Source organism: Segatella salivae F0493 (genome assembly GCF_000477535.1).
Lineage (GTDB): Bacteria > Bacteroidota > Bacteroidia > Bacteroidales > Bacteroidaceae > Prevotella > Prevotella salivae.
Genome location: NZ_AWGW01000006.1, coordinates 329,611 through 348,091, shown reverse-complemented (window position 1 = coordinate 348,091; position 18,481 = coordinate 329,611). Strand labels below are relative to the sequence as shown.

Genomic DNA, 18,481 nt, shown 5'->3' with positions numbered 1-18,481 from the left:
TAAGTAAAACTTTCATTGAATCGCAATTAAAACAAGCAAAAAAGGCAAATACTTACGTAAACGTTTGCAAGGGATAACCGGTCAATTCGCTGTGTAAATATAGGCTACAAGAGATTTATTATGCCTCATGTCACCCCGTGAAACAAGGCATTTTCAGTGATTCATAAAAAAAGAATACAGGCTGATATACGCCTATTTTAAAAGCAAAAAGACTTACTTTTGGCTGTTATTTTCTTGTGTTTATCCTATGAACTATCACGTTTATTTATTAAATTTGCACCATACTATATTTATAAAACCATTTAATGAAAGAATTTGTAATCTCTGAAGTCAAGGCCGAAACAGCCATTTTGGTGGGTCTTATCACCAATACACAGTCGGAAGCCAAGACAAAAGAATACTTAGATGAACTTGAATTTCTTGCCGATACGGCTGGAGCTGTGACGGTGAAACGCTTTACTCAGAAGGCCAACGGACCCAGCTCGGTGACTTATGTGGGTAAAGGTAAGTTAGAAGAAATCAGAGAATACATCGAAATGTGTGCCGAAAATGAGGACCCAATCGGTATGGTTATCTTTGATGATGAGTTATCTGCCAAGCAGATTCGCAACATAGAGAACGAACTAAAGGTAAAGATTCTCGACCGAACATCCTTGATTCTTGACATATTTGCTATGCGAGCACAGACTGCCAACGCTAAAACGCAGGTAGAACTTGCCCAACATCGTTATATGCTTCCACGCTTACAACGCCTTTGGACGCACTTAGAGAGGCAGGGAGGTGGCTCTGGTTCGGGTGGAGGTAAAGGCTCTGTAGGACTTAGAGGGCCAGGAGAGACGCAGTTGGAAATGGACCGTCGTATCATTCTTCAACGCATAACGTTACTTAAACAGCGTTTAGAGGAGATTGATAAGCAAAAGAATACGCAGCGAAAGAACCGCGGTCGGATGATTAGAGTGGCGCTTGTGGGCTATACAAATGTGGGCAAGAGCACGATAATGAATCTGTTGTCAAAAAGTGAAGTGTTTGCCGAGAACAAACTATTTGCCACCCTTGACACCACAGTTAGAAAGGTTGTCATCGACAATCTGCCTTTCTTGCTGGCTGATACCGTAGGCTTTATTCGCAAACTCCCTACAGATCTCGTCGACTCCTTTAAGAGTACACTCGACGAAGTGCGTGAAGCCGACTTATTGTTGCATGTGGTTGACATCTCACATCCAGACTTTGAAGAGCAGATTCAGGTAGTAGAGAAGACCCTCTCTGACTTGGGTTGCAGTGAAAAACCATCGATGATTATCTTCAATAAGATTGATAATTACCACTGGATAGAGAAAGATGCTGACGACCTTACACCCGAAACGCGTGAGAATATCGCCTTAGAGGACTTAGAAAAAACGTGGATGGCGAGGCTGAATGATAACTGTTTGTTTATTAGTGCGAAAGCAAAGATCAACATAGATGAATTCCGTCGCACGCTATATACAAAGGTTCGAGAGCTTCATGTGCAAAAGTATCCTTACAATGACTTCTTATATCCCGAGGTGGAATAAATCTCTTTACTTCGGCATTCATAAATAAGAACAATGATTTATATATCATAAATAAACACCATGCGACAGCTTTCAGATGAAGAAATAAGGATTCTTGAAGACCGAAATTGCTGGGCTGAGGATTGGACCAACGTGCATGTGTCTGATGATTTCAAACCAAACTACATGCATCGTGTCATGCTTTACGGCGAGGTTTCTATTGGTGACTTCGATAAAAACATTGAAGTGAGCCGTGGATTCATGAAACATTCGGGCATCAACAATGCGACATTGCGCAACGTAACGATTGGAGACAACTGCCTCATTGAGAACATTGGCGGTTTCATTAATAATTATACGATTGGTGACGACTGTTATATCAGCAACGTAAATGCAATGGAAACTACCGATGGAGCTACCTATGGAGAAGGTAACTTGATTTCAGTGCTCAACGAAGTAGGCGATGGTAACGTCATTCTTTTTAGCGAATTGAACAGTCAGTTTGCGGCTTTCATGGCAAAACACTTTTGTGATAAGTCACTGAAAGATGCCATTCGACGCCTCATCAACGAAGAGATTGCACGCAAAAGACATGAGCAAGCCTACATCGGAAACAATGTAAAGATAGTCAATACCAAAGAGATTACAAATACAATCGTTTATGATGATTGCGAAATCAATGGGGCTTCACGACTCAGTGACTGTACAATTCTAAGCTCACCGGTATCAAATGTGTACATCGGTACAGGCGTAATATGCGAAAATTCGATAGTTAGTGAGGGCTCAAGTATCATTAACAGCGTTAAGATTCAAGATTGTTTTATTGGTGAGGCCTGTCAAATCAGCAATGGTTTTACGGCATCTTCAAGTGTATTCTTTGCCAATTCATACATGAGTAATGGGGAAGCTTGCGCCGCGTTTTGTGGCCCTTTTACGGCCAGTCACCATAAAAGTAGTCTACTAATTGGAGGCCAATTCTCGTTCTATAACGCTGGAAGTGCGACGAATTTCAGTAACCATGCCTACAAGATGGGACCCATTCATCACGGTGTTTTGGAGCGAGGCACGAAGACAGCAAGCGGTGCTTACATACTTATGCCGGCTCATATTGGGACGTTTTCTGTATGCTTTGGCAAGCTAATGTATCATCCAGACACCCGCTATTTACCATTCTCTTACCTCATCGCTTATGGCGATACGATGTATCTTTCGCCTGGAAGGAATATCACAACCGTAGGACTTTACCGCGACATTAGAAAGTGGCCAAAACGCGATGTGCGTCCAGTGGGCAGCCAAAAGAGTATCGTTAACTTCGATTGGTTATCCCCTTTCTCAGTTGGAGAGATAGTAGAGGGGAAGCAAATCCTTGAGAAACTACGCGATGCTTGTGGCGAAAATGTAGCTACTTACACCTATCATAATTATGTTATCAATGCAAGTTCGCTCAACAAAGGCATCAAATATTACGATATTGCCTTAAGAATATACATGGGAGCCGTATTGAAACGCGTGATAAAGAAATGGGGAAAAGTAGATCTTCCAACAACAACCATCGGGCAAGGGAAATGGAATGACCTCAGCGGATTACTGCTTCCAGAAAGTGAAGAGATGCGTTTGCTGAGCGATATCAAGCGAGGTGAGCTTGAAACTATTCAAGAAGTAACAGACCGTTTCAAGGAGATTAATCGCAATTATCGCGAATATCAATGGGCATGGACTTATCAATTGATTCTCGACTACTATCACCTTACAGAGATTACTGATGCAGATGTTGAGCGAATTCATAAGGATTATGTACATGCCCGACGTGCTTGGATCGCGGAAATCCGTAAAGATGCCGAGAAAGAATACGCCATGGGAGACGTCGAAAAGCATGTACTTGACGACTTCATCCATAATCTTGACCACGAAATTGATTTCGAAAATTAAAATAATATGAGACTAAGAACGATTTTATTCACATTGGTTCTCGCCGTCACTACTTCTGTTTCGGCTAAAGATTACCACTTTACTACCGTCAAAGGTGACGCGATGAAGACGCGTATTTACACCTTAGACAATGGCTTAACTGTTTACATGAGCGTCAACAAAGAGCTGCCAAGACTGCAAGCCGACATAGTAGTTCGCACGGGATCTCGCAATGATCCTGCCGAAACTACAGGCTTAGCGCATTATTTAGAGCATCTAATGTTCAAAGGAACTCAGCAATTTGGCACGACAAACTACGCCAAAGAAAAACCTTATCTTGACGAAATTGAACGTCGATATGAAATTTATCGCACGCTAACTGACCCCAAAGCACGCAAGAAAGCCTATCATGAGATTGACTCAATCTCCCAACTTGCCGCACAATATAACATCCCAAATGAGTATGATAAGCTTATGGCGAGCTTGGGTTCTGAAGGGAGTAACGCCTATACAAGCAACGATGTAACGTGTTATGTGGAGAATATTCCATCCAATGAAATTGCTAATTGGGCACGCATTCAAGCCGATCGGTTTCAGAATATGATAATACGCGGCTTCCATACTGAGCTTGAAGCCGTCTACGAAGAAAAGAATATATCGATGGGAAGCGATGGAAGTAAGGAGTATGCGGCCCTTTGGAAGCTCATCACTCCAACTCACCCATACGGTACTCAGACTACAATTGGAGAACAAGAACACTTGAAGAATCCCTCAATTGTAAACATAAAGAATTATTTCCACCGCTATTATGTGCCCAATAATGTGGCTATTGTGCTTGCAGGTGACTTCAATCCAGACGCTGTTATCGCCATCATTGATAAATACTTTGGCAGTTGGAAGGCCGACAAACAACTCTCACGACCTGAGTTTGAGGCACAAAAGCACATCACATCTCCAAGAGATACTACAGTCATTGGACTTGATGCAGAGAACATTATGATGGGTTGGCGCTTCAAAGGGGCTAACCAACTGCAAAATGATACGCTTGATATCGTAAAACGTATGCTATCAAACGGCAAGGCCGGACTCATGGATATAAACATTGTTCAGCCCATGAAAGCAATGCAAGCTGAGGCATATCTTGAGGAACTTAACGACTATTCATTACTTCTTTTCGAAGGAGTTCCATTGCAAAATCAAAAGCTTGACGACGTGAAGAGCCTCATCTTGGCAGAGATTGAAAAGCTTGGACGCGGCGAATTCAGTGATGATTTGTTGCCAGCTGTGCTTGCTAACAAGAAACTTCAATACTATAAGTCACTTGATAACAATAATAACCGCGCCAGTTTAATGATAGATGCGTTTATCAACAACAAGCCATGGGCTGACGTTGTGGGGCAAATTGCGCGACAAGAAAAACTTACCAAGCAAGATATTATAGACTTTGCACGCCGCAATCTGCGTACAGATAACTACGCATGTGTCTATAAAGAGATGGGAAATGATACTACTTTGAAGAAGATTGAGAAGCCTATCATCACACCAATCCCTGTAAATCGTGAGCTTGAAAGTGCCTTCTTGAAAGAGATTCGCACGTCAAAAGTTGAGCCCATTCAACCGCAATTCGTAGACTTTAAGAAAGAACTTACGTTCACAAGTACTAAGTCTCGCCTGCCCATGATATACAAAAAGAATACTGATGACGGTATTTTCAACCTCGTTTTCCGCTTTGATTTCGGTTACACGGCAAACAAACTATACGACATAGCCTTTGATTATCTCGACTATATCGGCACTAACGACATGACCGCTTCACAGATTAAACAAGCCTTTTACAAGCTTGCGTGCAGATATCATGCCTCTATGGACGAGAAGAACTTGCAGATTACACTCACTGGTTTGAATGAAAATATGCCACAGGCACTGCGACTTTTTGAGAAGATTATGCATCATGCAAAGGCTGACAAGACTTCATGGAATAGCTATTGTGATATGCTTGAGAAGGCACGTAATGACGAAAAGACCAACCAAAGGTCTAATTTCAGTGCGCTTTGGGACTATGCTGTCTATGGAGAATATAACCCAACACGCGACAAAACGCCTATGAAGGACTTGCGGGCAATGGACCCTCAGAAGCTTGTTGATATGCTTTCAGAACTTGAAAAGATGGAACACACCGTACTTTATTATGGTCCTTCTGACATCAATCAACTCAACCAGTTACTCAGTAAAGAGCATCCTACGCCAGCAAAATGGGTACTTGTACCTGCCAACAAGCCCTATAAAGCTAAAGAAACGACACAAAACGAAATGATTATTGCACCATACGATGCTAAGAATATCTATCTAAGACAATACAACAACGAAGGAAAGACGTGGTCAACTGCCAAAGCTCCCGTTGAAGCGCTATTCAATCAATACTTCGGTGGAGGTATGAATAGTGTGGTATTCCAGGAACTTCGCGAGACAAGAGCACTCGCTTATAATGCCTTTGCAATGTATAAACGTCCTGCGTATAAAGACGAATCAGAGAGCTTTTACACACATATCATCTCACAAAATGATAAGATGGGCGACTGCATCAAGGTATTTAACGAGATTGTTAATAACATGCCACAGAACGAAGCAGCGTTTGATTTGGCTAAACAAAGCCTCACTAAGTCTATCCAAAGTAGTCGAACAACAAAGTTAAACATCATCTATCGATACCTGTATCTCAAGCAAATGGGACTTGATCACGACTATATGCAAGACATATATGTCGCATTGCCCAAGCTGAAATTGCAGGATGTCGTTAACTTTGCAAATCAGAACATTGCGCACAAGCCTTATCGTTATGCCGTGCTTGGCAACGAAAAGAATCTTGATATGAAGGTTCTTGAAAAGATAGCCCCTGTAAAACGTCTGACTACTGAAGACATTTTCGGGTATTAATTCATGCAAAATCGTTAACATCGAACCGCAAATCATATCTCATCTATCATATAGATAAGGTATAAACACATAAAAAGAGGCAGGTCTGAACCATCAGAACCTGCCTCTTTTTTAGATACAAAGTCCCACCCTTTGAATTAAAACAATGTCACAAAACACTGATTGTAAACGATGACTCGCAAGGATGAGCATCCAACACAGAGCCCCGACATTCAATAATATATAAGCCATTGAGAAACGAACAGCAAGAAAGCGATTAACATACTGCATGAAACTCACCTTAATAATGACATATAAGGCACTAAAAAATGACATTTCACAAAAACCTTTACAATAGAGAATAAATCGTGAAAGTATTTGAAACATTTTCTAAAGACGACCCTCTTATGGCACGCTTTTTATCTTTTTGCAATAGACTTATAGTCAAAGCGTTAGAACATTTGGCACGAAACACGCCCTAAAATCATGATAAAAATCTATTCAATCTCAGTCATATCATACAACAAACAGCATCATTTCGTGGAGTAAAATGAATGAAATAGGAACGTAAAATGACGCAAATCACATCACAAAATGAACAAAAAGAGAAAACAATTAGGCAGAAACGATATACAAAAATGATTTTTTTGAGCAACCGAAACCTTATTGATGTATCCTCAAAGTGTTAAAAAACAGACAATAATCCTTACACAAAAAACAGGTTTTTCCATGCTATCCATAACACATTGCACCCCATTTCAAAAGCTGATTTATAACAGGAAAGCCTTTGATAGCAAGGACTTTTCACCCAATATTGCACCAAAAGCAGATGAAAAGCAATAGATAGCATAAGAAAAGCCTCATGGTTTAATCATTTAAATCACATCAAATCAGCCCAAAATCTCAAAAAAAATAATTTGTGAAATCTTTCTCTTTAATTATCAACATGCAAGTGATTGATTTTGAAAACCTTTCATTTTATCTTTATAAACAAGTTTTCCAAAACAGAAATTTTATAGAGAAAATAAGTTGATTTGAATTTCCTTTTGTCGAATTTAAAGGCTAATTTTGCAACAACAAATTTATAGTTACACTTGAAAATGGAAACGAACAAAACCTATTCTTTTGAAGAAGCCTTCCAAACTTCTTTGAAATACTTCGACGGAGACGAGCTTGCTGCGCGCGTATGGGTAAATAAATACGCTATGAAAGATAGCTATGGGAACATCTATGAGCGTAGTCCTGAGGACATGCATAGGCGTATTGCCAAGGAGATTACACGTGTAGAAGCGAAGTATAAGAACCCAATGAGCGAGCAAGAAGTATTCGAATTACTCGATCATTTCCGTTATATTGTGCCGGCAGGAAGCCCAATGACGGGCATAGGTAATAACCAACAAGTAGCCAGTTTGAGTAATTGTTTCGTCATAGGACTTGATGGTAAGGCCGACAGCTATGGCGCAATAATGCGTATTGACGAAGAACAAGTTCAGTTAATGAAGCGTCGTGGTGGCGTGGGGCATGACTTAAGTCACATCCGTCCGAAAGGAAGTCCGGTGAATAACTCGGCACTTACCTCGACAGGTTTAGTGCCTTTCATGGAACGTTACAGTAATTCTACACGCGAAGTTGCCCAAGATGGTCGCCGCGGAGCATTGATGTTATCAGTTAGTATCAAGCATCCTGATAGCGAAGCCTTTATTGATGCCAAGATGGAAGAAGGCAAAGTAACAGGTGCAAACGTATCGGTGAAGCTCGATGATGACTTTATGAATGCTGCCATCAACGACAAAACTTATGTTCAACAGTGGCCAATTGATGCAGAAAAGCCCAAGGTTCAGAAAGAGATTGAAGCCCGAAAACTATGGGAAAAGATAGTACATAACGCATGGAAAAGCGCAGAACCTGGTGTGTTATTTTGGGATACAATCATCAAAGAGAGTATTCCTGACTGCTATGCAGATTTAGGTTTCCGCACCGTTAGTACGAATCCATGTGGCGAAATCCCACTATGTCCTTATGATTCTTGCCGTCTTTTGAGTATCAATCTCTATAGTTATGTGGAGAAACCCTTTACAAAAGAGGCACGCTTTGATTTCGAAAAGTTTAAGAAACACGTTCAGTTTGCTCAGCGAATCATGGATGATATTGTTGACTTGGAAATGGAAAAGATCAACCTTATCATTGAAAAGATCAAACAAGATCCTGAAAGCAATGAGGTGAAAGATGCCGAATATCACCTTTGGGAGAAGATAAAACGTAAGAGCGGAATGGGGCGTCGTACAGGCGTTGGTATCACTGCAGAAGGTGATATGCTTGCCGCTTTGGGATTACGCTATGGTACTCAGGAGGCAACCGACTTCTCAGTATTGGTTCATAAGACGCTGGCCTTGAATGCATATCGTTCATCTGTGACGATGGCTAAAGAGAGAGGAGCATTTGAAATCTATGATGCGAAGCGCGAAAGCAATAATCCTTTTGTGCTAAGAATTAAGGAAGCAGACCCTGAACTCTATGCAGATATGCAGCAATATGGGCGTCGCAACATCGCTTGTTTAACCATTGCACCGACTGGAACGACTTCATTGATGACGCAAACCACCAGTGGTATTGAGCCCGTTTTCATGCCAGTGTACAAAAGAAGACGTAAAGTTAACCCGAATGATGCCGATGTTCACGTTGACTTTGTAGACGAAGTAGGTGACAGTTTCGAGGAGTATATCGTCTATCACCGTAAGTTTTTGAAGTGGATGCAAGTCAATGGATATGACACAGAGAAGCGTTATAGCCAGGAAGAGATAGATAATCTTGTTGCAAAGTCACCTTATTATAAAGCTACAGCCAATGATGTTGACTGGTTGATGAAGGTTAAAATGCAAGGCGCTATACAGAAATGGGTCGACCATAGCATTTCAGTGACCGTCAATTTGCCTAATGATGTGGACGAAACTCTTGTGAATCGTCTCTATGTTGAAGCCTGGAAGAGTGGTTGTAAAGGCTGTACCATCTACCGAGATGGTAGTCGTGCCGGCGTAATGATATCCGTTTCAAAGAAAGATAAGAAGAAAGGTACACACGCAGAAGGTGCAGAAGTGCGCGAGGAAGAACCCAAAGAGAAAGATTGTAAGCAACCCGAAGTGACGGAAGTACGCCCAAAAGAGCTCGAATGTGATGTCGTTCGATTCCAAAACAACAAAGAAAAGTGGGTGGCATTTGTAGGCTTGCTCAATGGCTATCCTTATGAGATATTCACTGGTTTGCAGGACGACGAGGAAGGAATTGTATTGCCTAAGAACATCACTAAAGGCAAAATCATCAAGTCAACGCTTGAAGATGGCACGCATCGCTATGACTTTCAGTTCGAGAATAAACGCGGATATAAGACTACAGTAGAAGGATTGAGCGAAAAGTTTAACCCAGAATACTGGAACTATGCTAAGTTAATATCAGGCGTTTTGCGTTATCGCATGCCAATAGATCACGTGATGAAGCTCGTAAGTTCTTTGCAATTGAAAGACGAAAGCATTAATACTTGGAAGAATGGAGTAGAGCGTGCCTTGAAGAAATACATCGTTGATGGAACCAAAGCGAATGGACAGAAGTGCCCAGTATGCGGACATGAGTCACTCGTTTACCAGGAAGGATGTCTCATTTGCACGAATTGTGGCGCCAGTCGATGCGGTTAACATCGCGTGAAGAGAATTGAATCATGATGAAAATCAGAAATAGTTATATATTTCTTAACGGCCTGCGGTTTCATGCTTTCCATGGTGTGATGCCGCAGGAACGTTTAACTGGGAATGATTATCGAATCGATTTAAAGATAAACTACCCGTTGGATGATGCCGTTGTTACAGACGAAGTAGAAGACACTTTGAACTATGCAACGGTTTATCAACTAACAAAACAGGAGATGGAAAAACCGAGTAAGCTCGTTGAAAACGTTGCTTATAGGATTGCAAAAAGCCTCGTTGACCACTTCCCTACTATCAAAGAAGTCTACATTAAAGTAGCCAAGTGTAACCCACCAATGGGAGCTGACACAGCAGATGCAGGCATAGAACTACACATAATAAACGAAAAAACTGAATGAAACTCAAGGTTTTATGACATTTTTTCATTAACTTTGTCACCCGATATAATGGTTTTATGCGTAGAAAGAAAGTATTCTTCCTGATAACTATGTTATTGTTTGCCGTACAACTCATGGCGGCAAATCGTAAGTTTACACTCGTAATAGACGCCGGACACGGTGGAACTGACCACGGTGCACCTGGTGCTTACTCCAAAGAAAAAGACTTAACACTCAAGTATGCGCTTGCTTTTGGGAAATATGTAGAAGACAATTGTCCCGATGTTAGAGTGATATATACACGTAAAACCGATGTTTTCGTGACCTTAGCTGGCCGTGCTGACATCGCAAATAAAGCCAATGCAGACCTCTTTTTATCGTTCCATATCAATGCCGTTACAGGCTCTCGAGCTGCTCGTGGCTTTCAAAGTTGGACATTAGGTCGTGGAGAACACTCAGGGGATCGAGGCATAAAAGCCAACCTTGATGTAGCAAAACGCGAGAACTCTGTAATGTACTTAGAGAAAGATTACAAAACCGTTTATAAAGGTTTTGATACAAACTCGGCGGAAAGCGATATCATGTATGAGTTTATTGCGGATAAAAACAGAGAGAAGAGTGTTGAACTTTCCCGCCTACTTCAACAGTATGTGTGTGCCTCAACGGGTCGATCTAATGGCGGATCTCACCAAAATAATCTCGCCGTTCTACGCTTATCATCAATGCCAAGCTGTCTTTTGGAGTTGGGATTCATATCTACTCCCGATGAAGAAGACTTCTTAAATAATGATTCTTCAGTAGCCTTGTATGTGAAAGGTGTATTTAATGCCTTCATGAAATATAGGCAACGCTACGATAACGACTTTAGCGTTCCGTTCAAACCCGTAAAAGAAGAGGTTACCATTCCACAGATTGTACCCACAGACTACCAAGGTTCGACCACGGAAAAGCCAGCAAAACGCAAGAAGCAACGACGTGTAGAAGTCAAGTCTGAAGAGGCAAACAACAACACCGATAAAGTTGAACAGCCACGCAAGGAAACTACAATCGCTGTACCAAATAAGCAAGAAAAGGATAAGCCTGTATTCAAAATACAACTCTTTACCAGTCCAACCATCTTGAAAAATGACGATAAACACTTCAAAGGTTTGACGAATATTGAGTCGTATAAAGAAGGTGTTTACAAATACACTTACGGCGCTTCAACTAATTATAACGAGATTTTCAGACTACGGAAACAAATACTTGACAAGTTCCCCGATGCCTTTATTGTCGCTTTTAAGAATGGGAACAAAATGGATATCAACGCAGCTATCAAGGAATTTAAGCAGAGAAGATAACAGCATTTCGTAGAAATAACAGCATCACTCAATTGAAAAGATAACGCTATTCAACGCATAAAGTAAAAAAGTTAAGATTAAAATATGAAACTAACAAAGGAAATCAAGATTGCACTGGTAGCCATAGTAGGTATCCTTGTGCTCTTTTTTGGACTCGAGTTCCTAAAGGGAATGTCGCTATTCTCTAACGATAATACTTATTATGTGTCGTTTAAGGACATCAGTGGACTATCTTCTTCCAACCCCATCTATGCCGATGGATATAAAGTTGGCGTTGTAAAGCATATCCAATATGACTATGATCGTGGCGGAGATATACTCGTTCAGATCGATGTTAACAAGGATCTTCGCATACCAAAAGGTAGTTCTGCCGAGATAGAAAGCGACATTATGGGCAACGTTAAGATGAATTTGCTCTTGGCAAATAACCCTCGTGAGCGTGTAAATCCAGGCGAAACTATCATTGGTGCAAAGAATAATGGTCTCATGGGTAAAGTTGCAGGACTCCTCCCTTCAGTAGAAGTGATGCTGCCAAAGCTTGATAGTATTCTTGCTAATCTCAATGCTTTACTCGCCGATCCGGCTTTAGCGAACTCATTACACAATATAGAAAGCATCACAAACAACCTCAATACATCGAGTAAACAGCTAAATGTTCTCATGGCAAGTCTTAACAAAAATGTTCCTCAAATGATGCATAAAGCGAATAATACGCTATCAAACACCGACCGACTTACAGCCAATTTAGCTCGTCTTGACGTGGCAAATACACTCGCACAAGTAGACCAAACAATCGCTAATCTCAAAGGATTCACAAACCAACTCAATAGTCGTGAGGGTTCATTGGGACTGCTTATGCACGATGCAACCTTGTATAACAACCTCAACAAAACCATGCAGTCAGCCGACTCTTTGTTGATTAACGTGCGTCAACATCCAAAGCGTTATGTTCACTTCTCACTCTTTGGAAGGAAAGATAAATAAAAGATTGCAGATTAAATAAAAAGCATCTAAATTATAAACACAAATGTTTCACGGCTTCTGATAATACTCAGGAGCCGTTTTATTATACCATCTCTTGTCGCTTTCAATAACGTTTCACATCACAAGATAAAGCTACTTAGAAAACGATATAACACATTTAGAATCAGAATCTTATAATCTTGCAAACGTAAAAAGCATTGAATCATCCCGCGAAACATATAACTTCGCATATATGAATGAGTTAACCAAGCTTATCAAAAAACATTCATGAGATAGATTTGCCTATCTGATATTCTTTTATTAACTTTGCAGTCACGACGCAACAAAAGGTCGAAAGACATACATTATTATATATTCTAAATCATAAATGAAAGTGAGTCCTGATAGCAGTTGGGGCAAAGCAGTTGCGCTCATCAAGCAAAACGTTACGCAACAGCAGTTTGAAACATGGTTCAAACCTATCGTTTTTGAACATTACGACAAGGAAAAGAAGACCATCTTAGTTCAAGTTCCCAGCTTGTTTGTTTATGAGTACTTGGAAGAAAACTTCTTAGCGTTACTCAAAACGGTTCTCTATCGCACGTTTGGCGAGGGAGCTCAGCTCACGTATCGTGTCGTAACAGATAAAGAACACAAACTAACTCAGGACTTAGAAGCCGATGGTGACGATGCAGAACCAAGCAAAAAACAGCAAGAAGCAAAGCTTTCTCCGTCGTCAAAAGACGATACTCAGGTCGCAGATATAGACACTCAACTCGACCCTCACCTTAATTTCAAGAACTATGTTGAGGGAACCAGCAACAAACTTGCACGCAGTTTAGGACTCTCTATCGCTGAACATCCGGCACAACCGCAGTTCAATCCTATGTTCATCTATGGCCCATCGGGATGTGGAAAAACGCATCTCATCAATGCCATTGGCCTTCGTTGCAAACAGCTTTACCCTGAAAAGCGCGTACTTTACATAAGCGCAAGGCTATTTCAAACGCAATTTGTCGACGCCAACTTCCATGGATCAATCAACGATTTCATTCGATTCTACCAAACAATCGACATGCTTATTGTCGATGATATACAGGAATGGGTCAATGCAACGAAGACACAAGACACCTTCTTTCACATCTTTAATCACCTCTTTCGCAACGGAAAACGAATGCTTTTGGCCAGCGACAGACCGCCAGTTGACTTAAAAGGCATGAACGAACGACTCTTAACACGATTCTCTTGCGGTTTGATTGCCGAACTTGAAAAGCCAAATATCGAACTATGTACAGACATTTTAAAGAGTAAAATACGTCGAGACGGCCTGCATATTCCCGATGAAGTAATTCAGTTTATCGCTTCAACTGCTAACGGAAGTGTGCGTGATCTTGAAGGCGTTATCAACTCATTGCTGGCTTATAGCGTTGTATATAACAGCAATATTGACATGCGTTTGGCTGAAAGAGTTATCAAACGGGCCGTTAAAATCGATGATAACCCGCTCACGGTTGACGAGATTCTCGACATGGTTTGCAATCATTTCAGCGTCACACCAACTGCCGTGAATAGCAAAAGTCGTAAGCGCGACCTTGTCACTGCACGCCAAGTAACGATGTATTTGGCTCAGAAATACACAAAAATACCGGCTGCTCGCATCGGAAGATTAGTCGGAAACCGCGATCATTCCACGGTAATTCATAGCTGCGCACAAGTAGAAAACCGATTGAAAATAGACAATACATTCAAAGAAGAGATTAATTCCATCGAGACTTCTTTTAAACTTAAGGCGTAAAAATCAAGCATTTCAAAACAGAAAGGCATTGAGTCTTCACGCTGAAATCCCTTGTCTTCAATAGTCTTATTTATATAAATTAAAAGAAACTCTAGCTTCTTTAGCCTGAGTTTCTTTGGTTATCATATCGTGAAATAAAATAAATTGTATCATGAAATCTATGATTCAAAAACACAACTTGTAGCGAGTTGCCCCACTATCTAATGCAAACGCTCTTGCAATTAGACTCATTTTATGCAATGAAATGACGCAAATTACACGATAAAATGACGCAGTTCAGTATGTGAAATGACGCAGTTTACCATGCGATTAAAGTTCAACGCTGAGGGCATTGCCCTTTAACCACTCTGGGGTGGCTATGCCTTCCTTCATCGATCACTATCAAATCATGTAATAAGATGAAAGAAAAGGTGACACCGGTTGAAATCATTTGCATCACGTTTTCATTCAATTATATTATTATTCCCTATCAAATGAAGGAGCAAATTGATGAGAATGTTCGGCTGCTTTGCCTTCAAATGTAAGATAAACCATATAAAAGCCATCGGCATGGAAAGTGACTTCGTTGCCTGAAGCCTCATTTAATGTGCCCTGCCAAAGTGCATCATACGCATAAGACTGCCACAAAAGGCCCTCACTTTCGAGTCGTTTGCAACCGAAATTAAAGATACTTATCTGCTGGTGGGCAAAGGTTTTGAAACAACTTTCGCCACAAGTGGGAATAAAATATCCATGGTCTGTAATCATGATGGGTTGCAAATGAAAAGATGAATAATAGCGCATCATGAGCGAAATATTGCCCAACGTATGGTCTTCTCGCTTGCCTGTACATCCCAAATAAGCTACCTTTGCACCCTCTTTGAACGTAGAAAGCGACATCAAATAACGTGTGGCCTTCGTCAAATCATTATCATCTTGTTCTGCAACATGAATGAAATGAAGACGTGATTTCAAACTGTCGGGAAGACTGTCTCCATCTCCTATCACCGTCATTCGATGTGCCTCTACCCCATCATTCACAAGAGATTGTGCCGCTCCATCACATACAATGAGATGTGAAGCATGCTGAATGAGCGTATGACAAGCCTTGTTTTGAGGGTAAGAACCATTAGCAACAATGACGGCATCAAAGCGACTTTGTCCGTCAATAAGAGGGTAATTATTCATATTGTTGATGCATTATACGTTTCCATTTGCAATAACCTGCGACGGCAATCACTACATACAAGCCGTAAAGTCCAGCCTTAAAGGGTATTCCTTTGATGATATAGAGATAGCAACTGATAACATCTACGACAATCCAAAAGCCCCATTGCTCGATATATTTACGTGCAAGAGCCCACAAACCGACAAAACTCAGCGCATTGGTAAAGGCATCTAACAACGGAACGGATGAGTTAGTGTAGGTTCGTAACACCCAATAGGTGGCCCCCCAAGCCACAAAGAAAAACACAATTGCAGGCAGATAGAGCCGCCGACGCATGTGCGTGATGGGGAGTTCTTGGCCTTCTTGTTGTCCATGTTTACGCCCAAAGCGCCACACTATGAAGCCATACAGGGCGGCAAATGTATAATATACCGCCATGCCGGCATCCCCATAGAGGCCATGAGTGTAGTAAAGCCAAACGTCAAGTAATGGCATGAGGATGCCAACCGCCCAGAGATAAATGCTTGCCCGATATTCTAACACGATATAGATAAGGCCTAAGAACGTTGTTAGAATATCGAGCCAATGGAGTGATAAGAATGCTGTCATCTTAGAAAGTGATGCTTAAATGCGCCAGAAAGTTAAGGGGTGCCTGCGGAGAATAGGCTGATTCTGTCTTAGTTTCCTTTCCGTTGTCATCATAACCTGCGCTGGCATAGCCGTTAGTGAAATACTTTTCGGAGAACAGGTTGTATATCGTTGCGCCAATAGTAATGGCTTTTACTGACCTCATCTTAAACGTATAACTGAGGTTTAAGTTTGAAATGAAGTAGCCATCAAGCATAAGATGGCGGTTGTTATCATTCGTCATATACTGCTCTCCGATATATTGGCTTTGCAAAGATGCTTCAAAACCATGACTATTAAACGTGAAAATGTTGTTGAAAATGAGGTCAGGGGAGAAGCTAAGGTGGGTGGTTCCAAAACTAAGAGCCTTTTTATTGTTACTCATTACAATCCAATCCATGGCACGATTACGGCTGAAAGTGGCGTTCATATCCCATCGGAAACAGTCAAAAGGCTTCCAAGCGCTTTGTAATTCAATGCCTTCGCGATAGGAACTTCCTACATTTCGGTGAATCATCGCACCGATAGCATTTCGCTCTCCCGTTAAAACGAACTGGTCTTTATAGGCCATATAGTAGATGTTTAGGCCTGCACTGAACCTCATAGCTTGGTATTTATAACCCAATTCCCAATCGTTCATGCGCTCAGCACGTGGCTTTGGGTCGGGATTTCCCTCGAAATCATTGCGTACAGGCTCACGATGTGAGAGCGACCAAGAGCCATATAGCGCATGGTTAGCATTGATTTGCCAGAAAAGTCCAGCCTTTGGATTGAGGAATTTGTAGCGTTCGTCGTAACGCCAACCTATAGAAGGCGACGCCGTATATTTGTCTTCAGGATTCTCTATGCGGTAAGTGATATAACGATATTGTAGATCTGCATAGGCATTCAGCCCCTTAATAAGCTCATAATTGACCTTTCCGTAGATGCTGTTTTCATTCTTTTCAGCCTTGTTTCGATAGTATTCATTGTCTGGATAGTTGGTAACAACAGGATTGATGACGCTGATGAGTGTTCCGAAATGGCGTCCGTTGTAATGGTTTATGGCTCCACCGAGCGATGCTTCAAGTCGATTTTGCTTATAATTCAAGGCATATACGCCACCAAAGAAGTCATTTCGCAAATTCTTTCGACGGATAAGGTCAGACTTCAAGCCTGTAGTTGTGAGTCCATATTTGGCAAGTTCCTGATCTACCATATATTGTTCGTAATATCCAAAGCCTGCCGTGTAGTGCAAAGCAGCACTGAAACTGAAATGGTTTCCAAGCAATTGGTTCCAAATTAACTGGTAGTTTTGCTGATGATAATTGTCAGTTTGATTGCTATAGTAACGTGTAATTCCCTTGTCATCTACGTATTCTCCGCTCGGGTTATAACGCCTTCCATGTTGTTTCATCTGCTCTTTTGTGGCGTAATCCCATGCCATATACGTCTTCTCTATACCGTTAAAGGTCAGCAATTTGATAAGCGTATTGTCGGAAGTATAAGCACCTTGCATGAAATATGAATTAAGTTGGCTTGTGGCGCGGTCTATATAACCATTACTTCCGATATTAGAAAGGCGACCATCAAAGCTCCAATGGCCAGCCAAAAGACCAGAACCGAAGCGTAAACTCTCTTTATGCGTGCCGTAACTGCCTGCAGAGGCGTTGAGATTCAAGTAAGATTGCAACGAAGGTGCATCCGTTTGCATGTTTATTGTGGCTCCAAACGCGGCACTACCATTGGTAGATGTGCCGACACCTCGCTGTATTTGAACGTCTTTAACGCTTGACATGAAGTCGCCCATATTAACAAAGAACACTTGAGAACTCTCTGCATCATTCAATGGAATGCCGTTAGCGGTGAAGTTGATACGGCTTGGATCTGTTCCTCTTACCTTCAAAGAAGTGTATCCAATGCCATTACCTGCGTCGCTGGTCGTAGTGATACTCGGTGTAAGAGCAAGCAAAAAAGGTATGTCTTGACCATGATTTAACTTCTTGATTTGATTCTTGTCAAGAGATGAGTAGGCCATAGGAGTGTGCTTTCCGGCACGAGTTGAGGTGACGGTCACATCGTGTAGTTCATACGTTTTCAGCGTATCTACAGTTTCGTTTGTCGCATAACACTGCATGGTAGCTATGGAAGCAAGCATCAGCATGTGTAGTTTTCTGTTCATATTTAAGTGTTTTTAAAGAATAA

The 18,481-nt window shown here is 41.3% G+C and carries 11 protein-coding genes; 8 read left to right on the top strand and 3 right to left on the bottom strand.

Annotated features, from left to right (window positions below):
* Positions 1 to 305 precede the first annotated feature (305 nt).
* The 8 genes from hflX to dnaA all read left to right on the top strand — a co-directional run bounded on the left by hflX (position 306) and on the right by dnaA (position 14,523).
* Complete coding sequence (gene hflX / locus HMPREF9145_RS02320; RefSeq protein ID WP_021824496.1) at positions 306 to 1,553, top strand: GTPase HflX; 1,248 nt, start codon at positions 306 to 308, stop codon at positions 1,551 to 1,553.
* 60 nt (positions 1,554 to 1,613) lie between these two features.
* A complete protein-coding gene (locus HMPREF9145_RS02315; protein WP_021824565.1) occupies positions 1,614 to 3,461 on the top strand; it encodes a DUF4954 family protein in 1,848 nt (615 codons plus the stop codon).
* 6 nt (positions 3,462 to 3,467) lie between these two features.
* Positions 3,468 to 6,374, top strand: coding sequence for a M16 family metallopeptidase (locus tag HMPREF9145_RS02310; RefSeq protein WP_021824489.1), 2,907 nt, complete (start codon positions 3,468 to 3,470; stop codon positions 6,372 to 6,374).
* A gap of 1,079 nt (positions 6,375 to 7,453) precedes the next feature.
* Positions 7,454 to 10,039, top strand: a complete 2,586-nt coding sequence (locus HMPREF9145_RS02305; protein WP_007134310.1) for an adenosylcobalamin-dependent ribonucleoside-diphosphate reductase — start codon at positions 7,454 to 7,456, stop codon at positions 10,037 to 10,039.
* A 26-nt stretch (positions 10,040 to 10,065) separates the two neighbouring features.
* The gene (gene folB / locus HMPREF9145_RS02300) at positions 10,066 to 10,446 is read left to right on the top strand and encodes a dihydroneopterin aldolase (protein WP_036906303.1); all 381 of its coding nucleotides are present in this window, start codon (positions 10,066 to 10,068) and stop codon (positions 10,444 to 10,446) included.
* Positions 10,447 to 10,502: 56 nt separating this feature from the next.
* Positions 10,503 to 11,765, top strand: a complete 1,263-nt coding sequence (locus HMPREF9145_RS02295; protein WP_021824606.1) for an N-acetylmuramoyl-L-alanine amidase family protein — start codon at positions 10,503 to 10,505, stop codon at positions 11,763 to 11,765.
* Between the two features lie 84 nt (positions 11,766 to 11,849).
* Positions 11,850 to 12,749, top strand: a complete 900-nt coding sequence (locus HMPREF9145_RS02290) for an MlaD family protein (RefSeq protein ID WP_021824675.1) — start codon at positions 11,850 to 11,852, stop codon at positions 12,747 to 12,749.
* Positions 12,750 to 13,116: 367 nt separating this feature from the next.
* Complete coding sequence (dnaA, locus tag HMPREF9145_RS02285; RefSeq protein ID WP_021824541.1) at positions 13,117 to 14,523, top strand: chromosomal replication initiator protein DnaA; 1,407 nt, start codon at positions 13,117 to 13,119, stop codon at positions 14,521 to 14,523.
* A gap of 459 nt (positions 14,524 to 14,982) precedes the next feature.
* On the opposite strand, the gene HMPREF9145_RS02280 is transcribed toward dnaA, so the two are convergent.
* The 3 genes from HMPREF9145_RS02280 to HMPREF9145_RS02270 are packed head-to-tail and all read right to left on the bottom strand — an operon-like array spanning position 14,983 to position 18,458.
* Positions 14,983 to 15,690, bottom strand: a complete 708-nt coding sequence (locus tag HMPREF9145_RS02280) for a thiamine diphosphokinase (protein ID WP_021824795.1) — start codon at positions 15,688 to 15,690, stop codon at positions 14,983 to 14,985.
* A complete protein-coding gene (gene pnuC / locus HMPREF9145_RS02275; RefSeq protein WP_021824730.1) occupies positions 15,683 to 16,279 on the bottom strand; it encodes a nicotinamide riboside transporter PnuC in 597 nt (198 codons plus the stop codon). Before pnuC ends, HMPREF9145_RS02280 begins: the two co-directional genes overlap by 8 nt.
* Before the next feature lies 1 nt (position 16,280).
* Entirely contained in the window at positions 16,281 to 18,458 is a 2,178-nt protein-coding gene (locus HMPREF9145_RS02270; protein ID WP_021824797.1) for a TonB-dependent receptor, read from the bottom strand.
* Positions 18,459 to 18,481 lie beyond the last annotated feature (23 nt).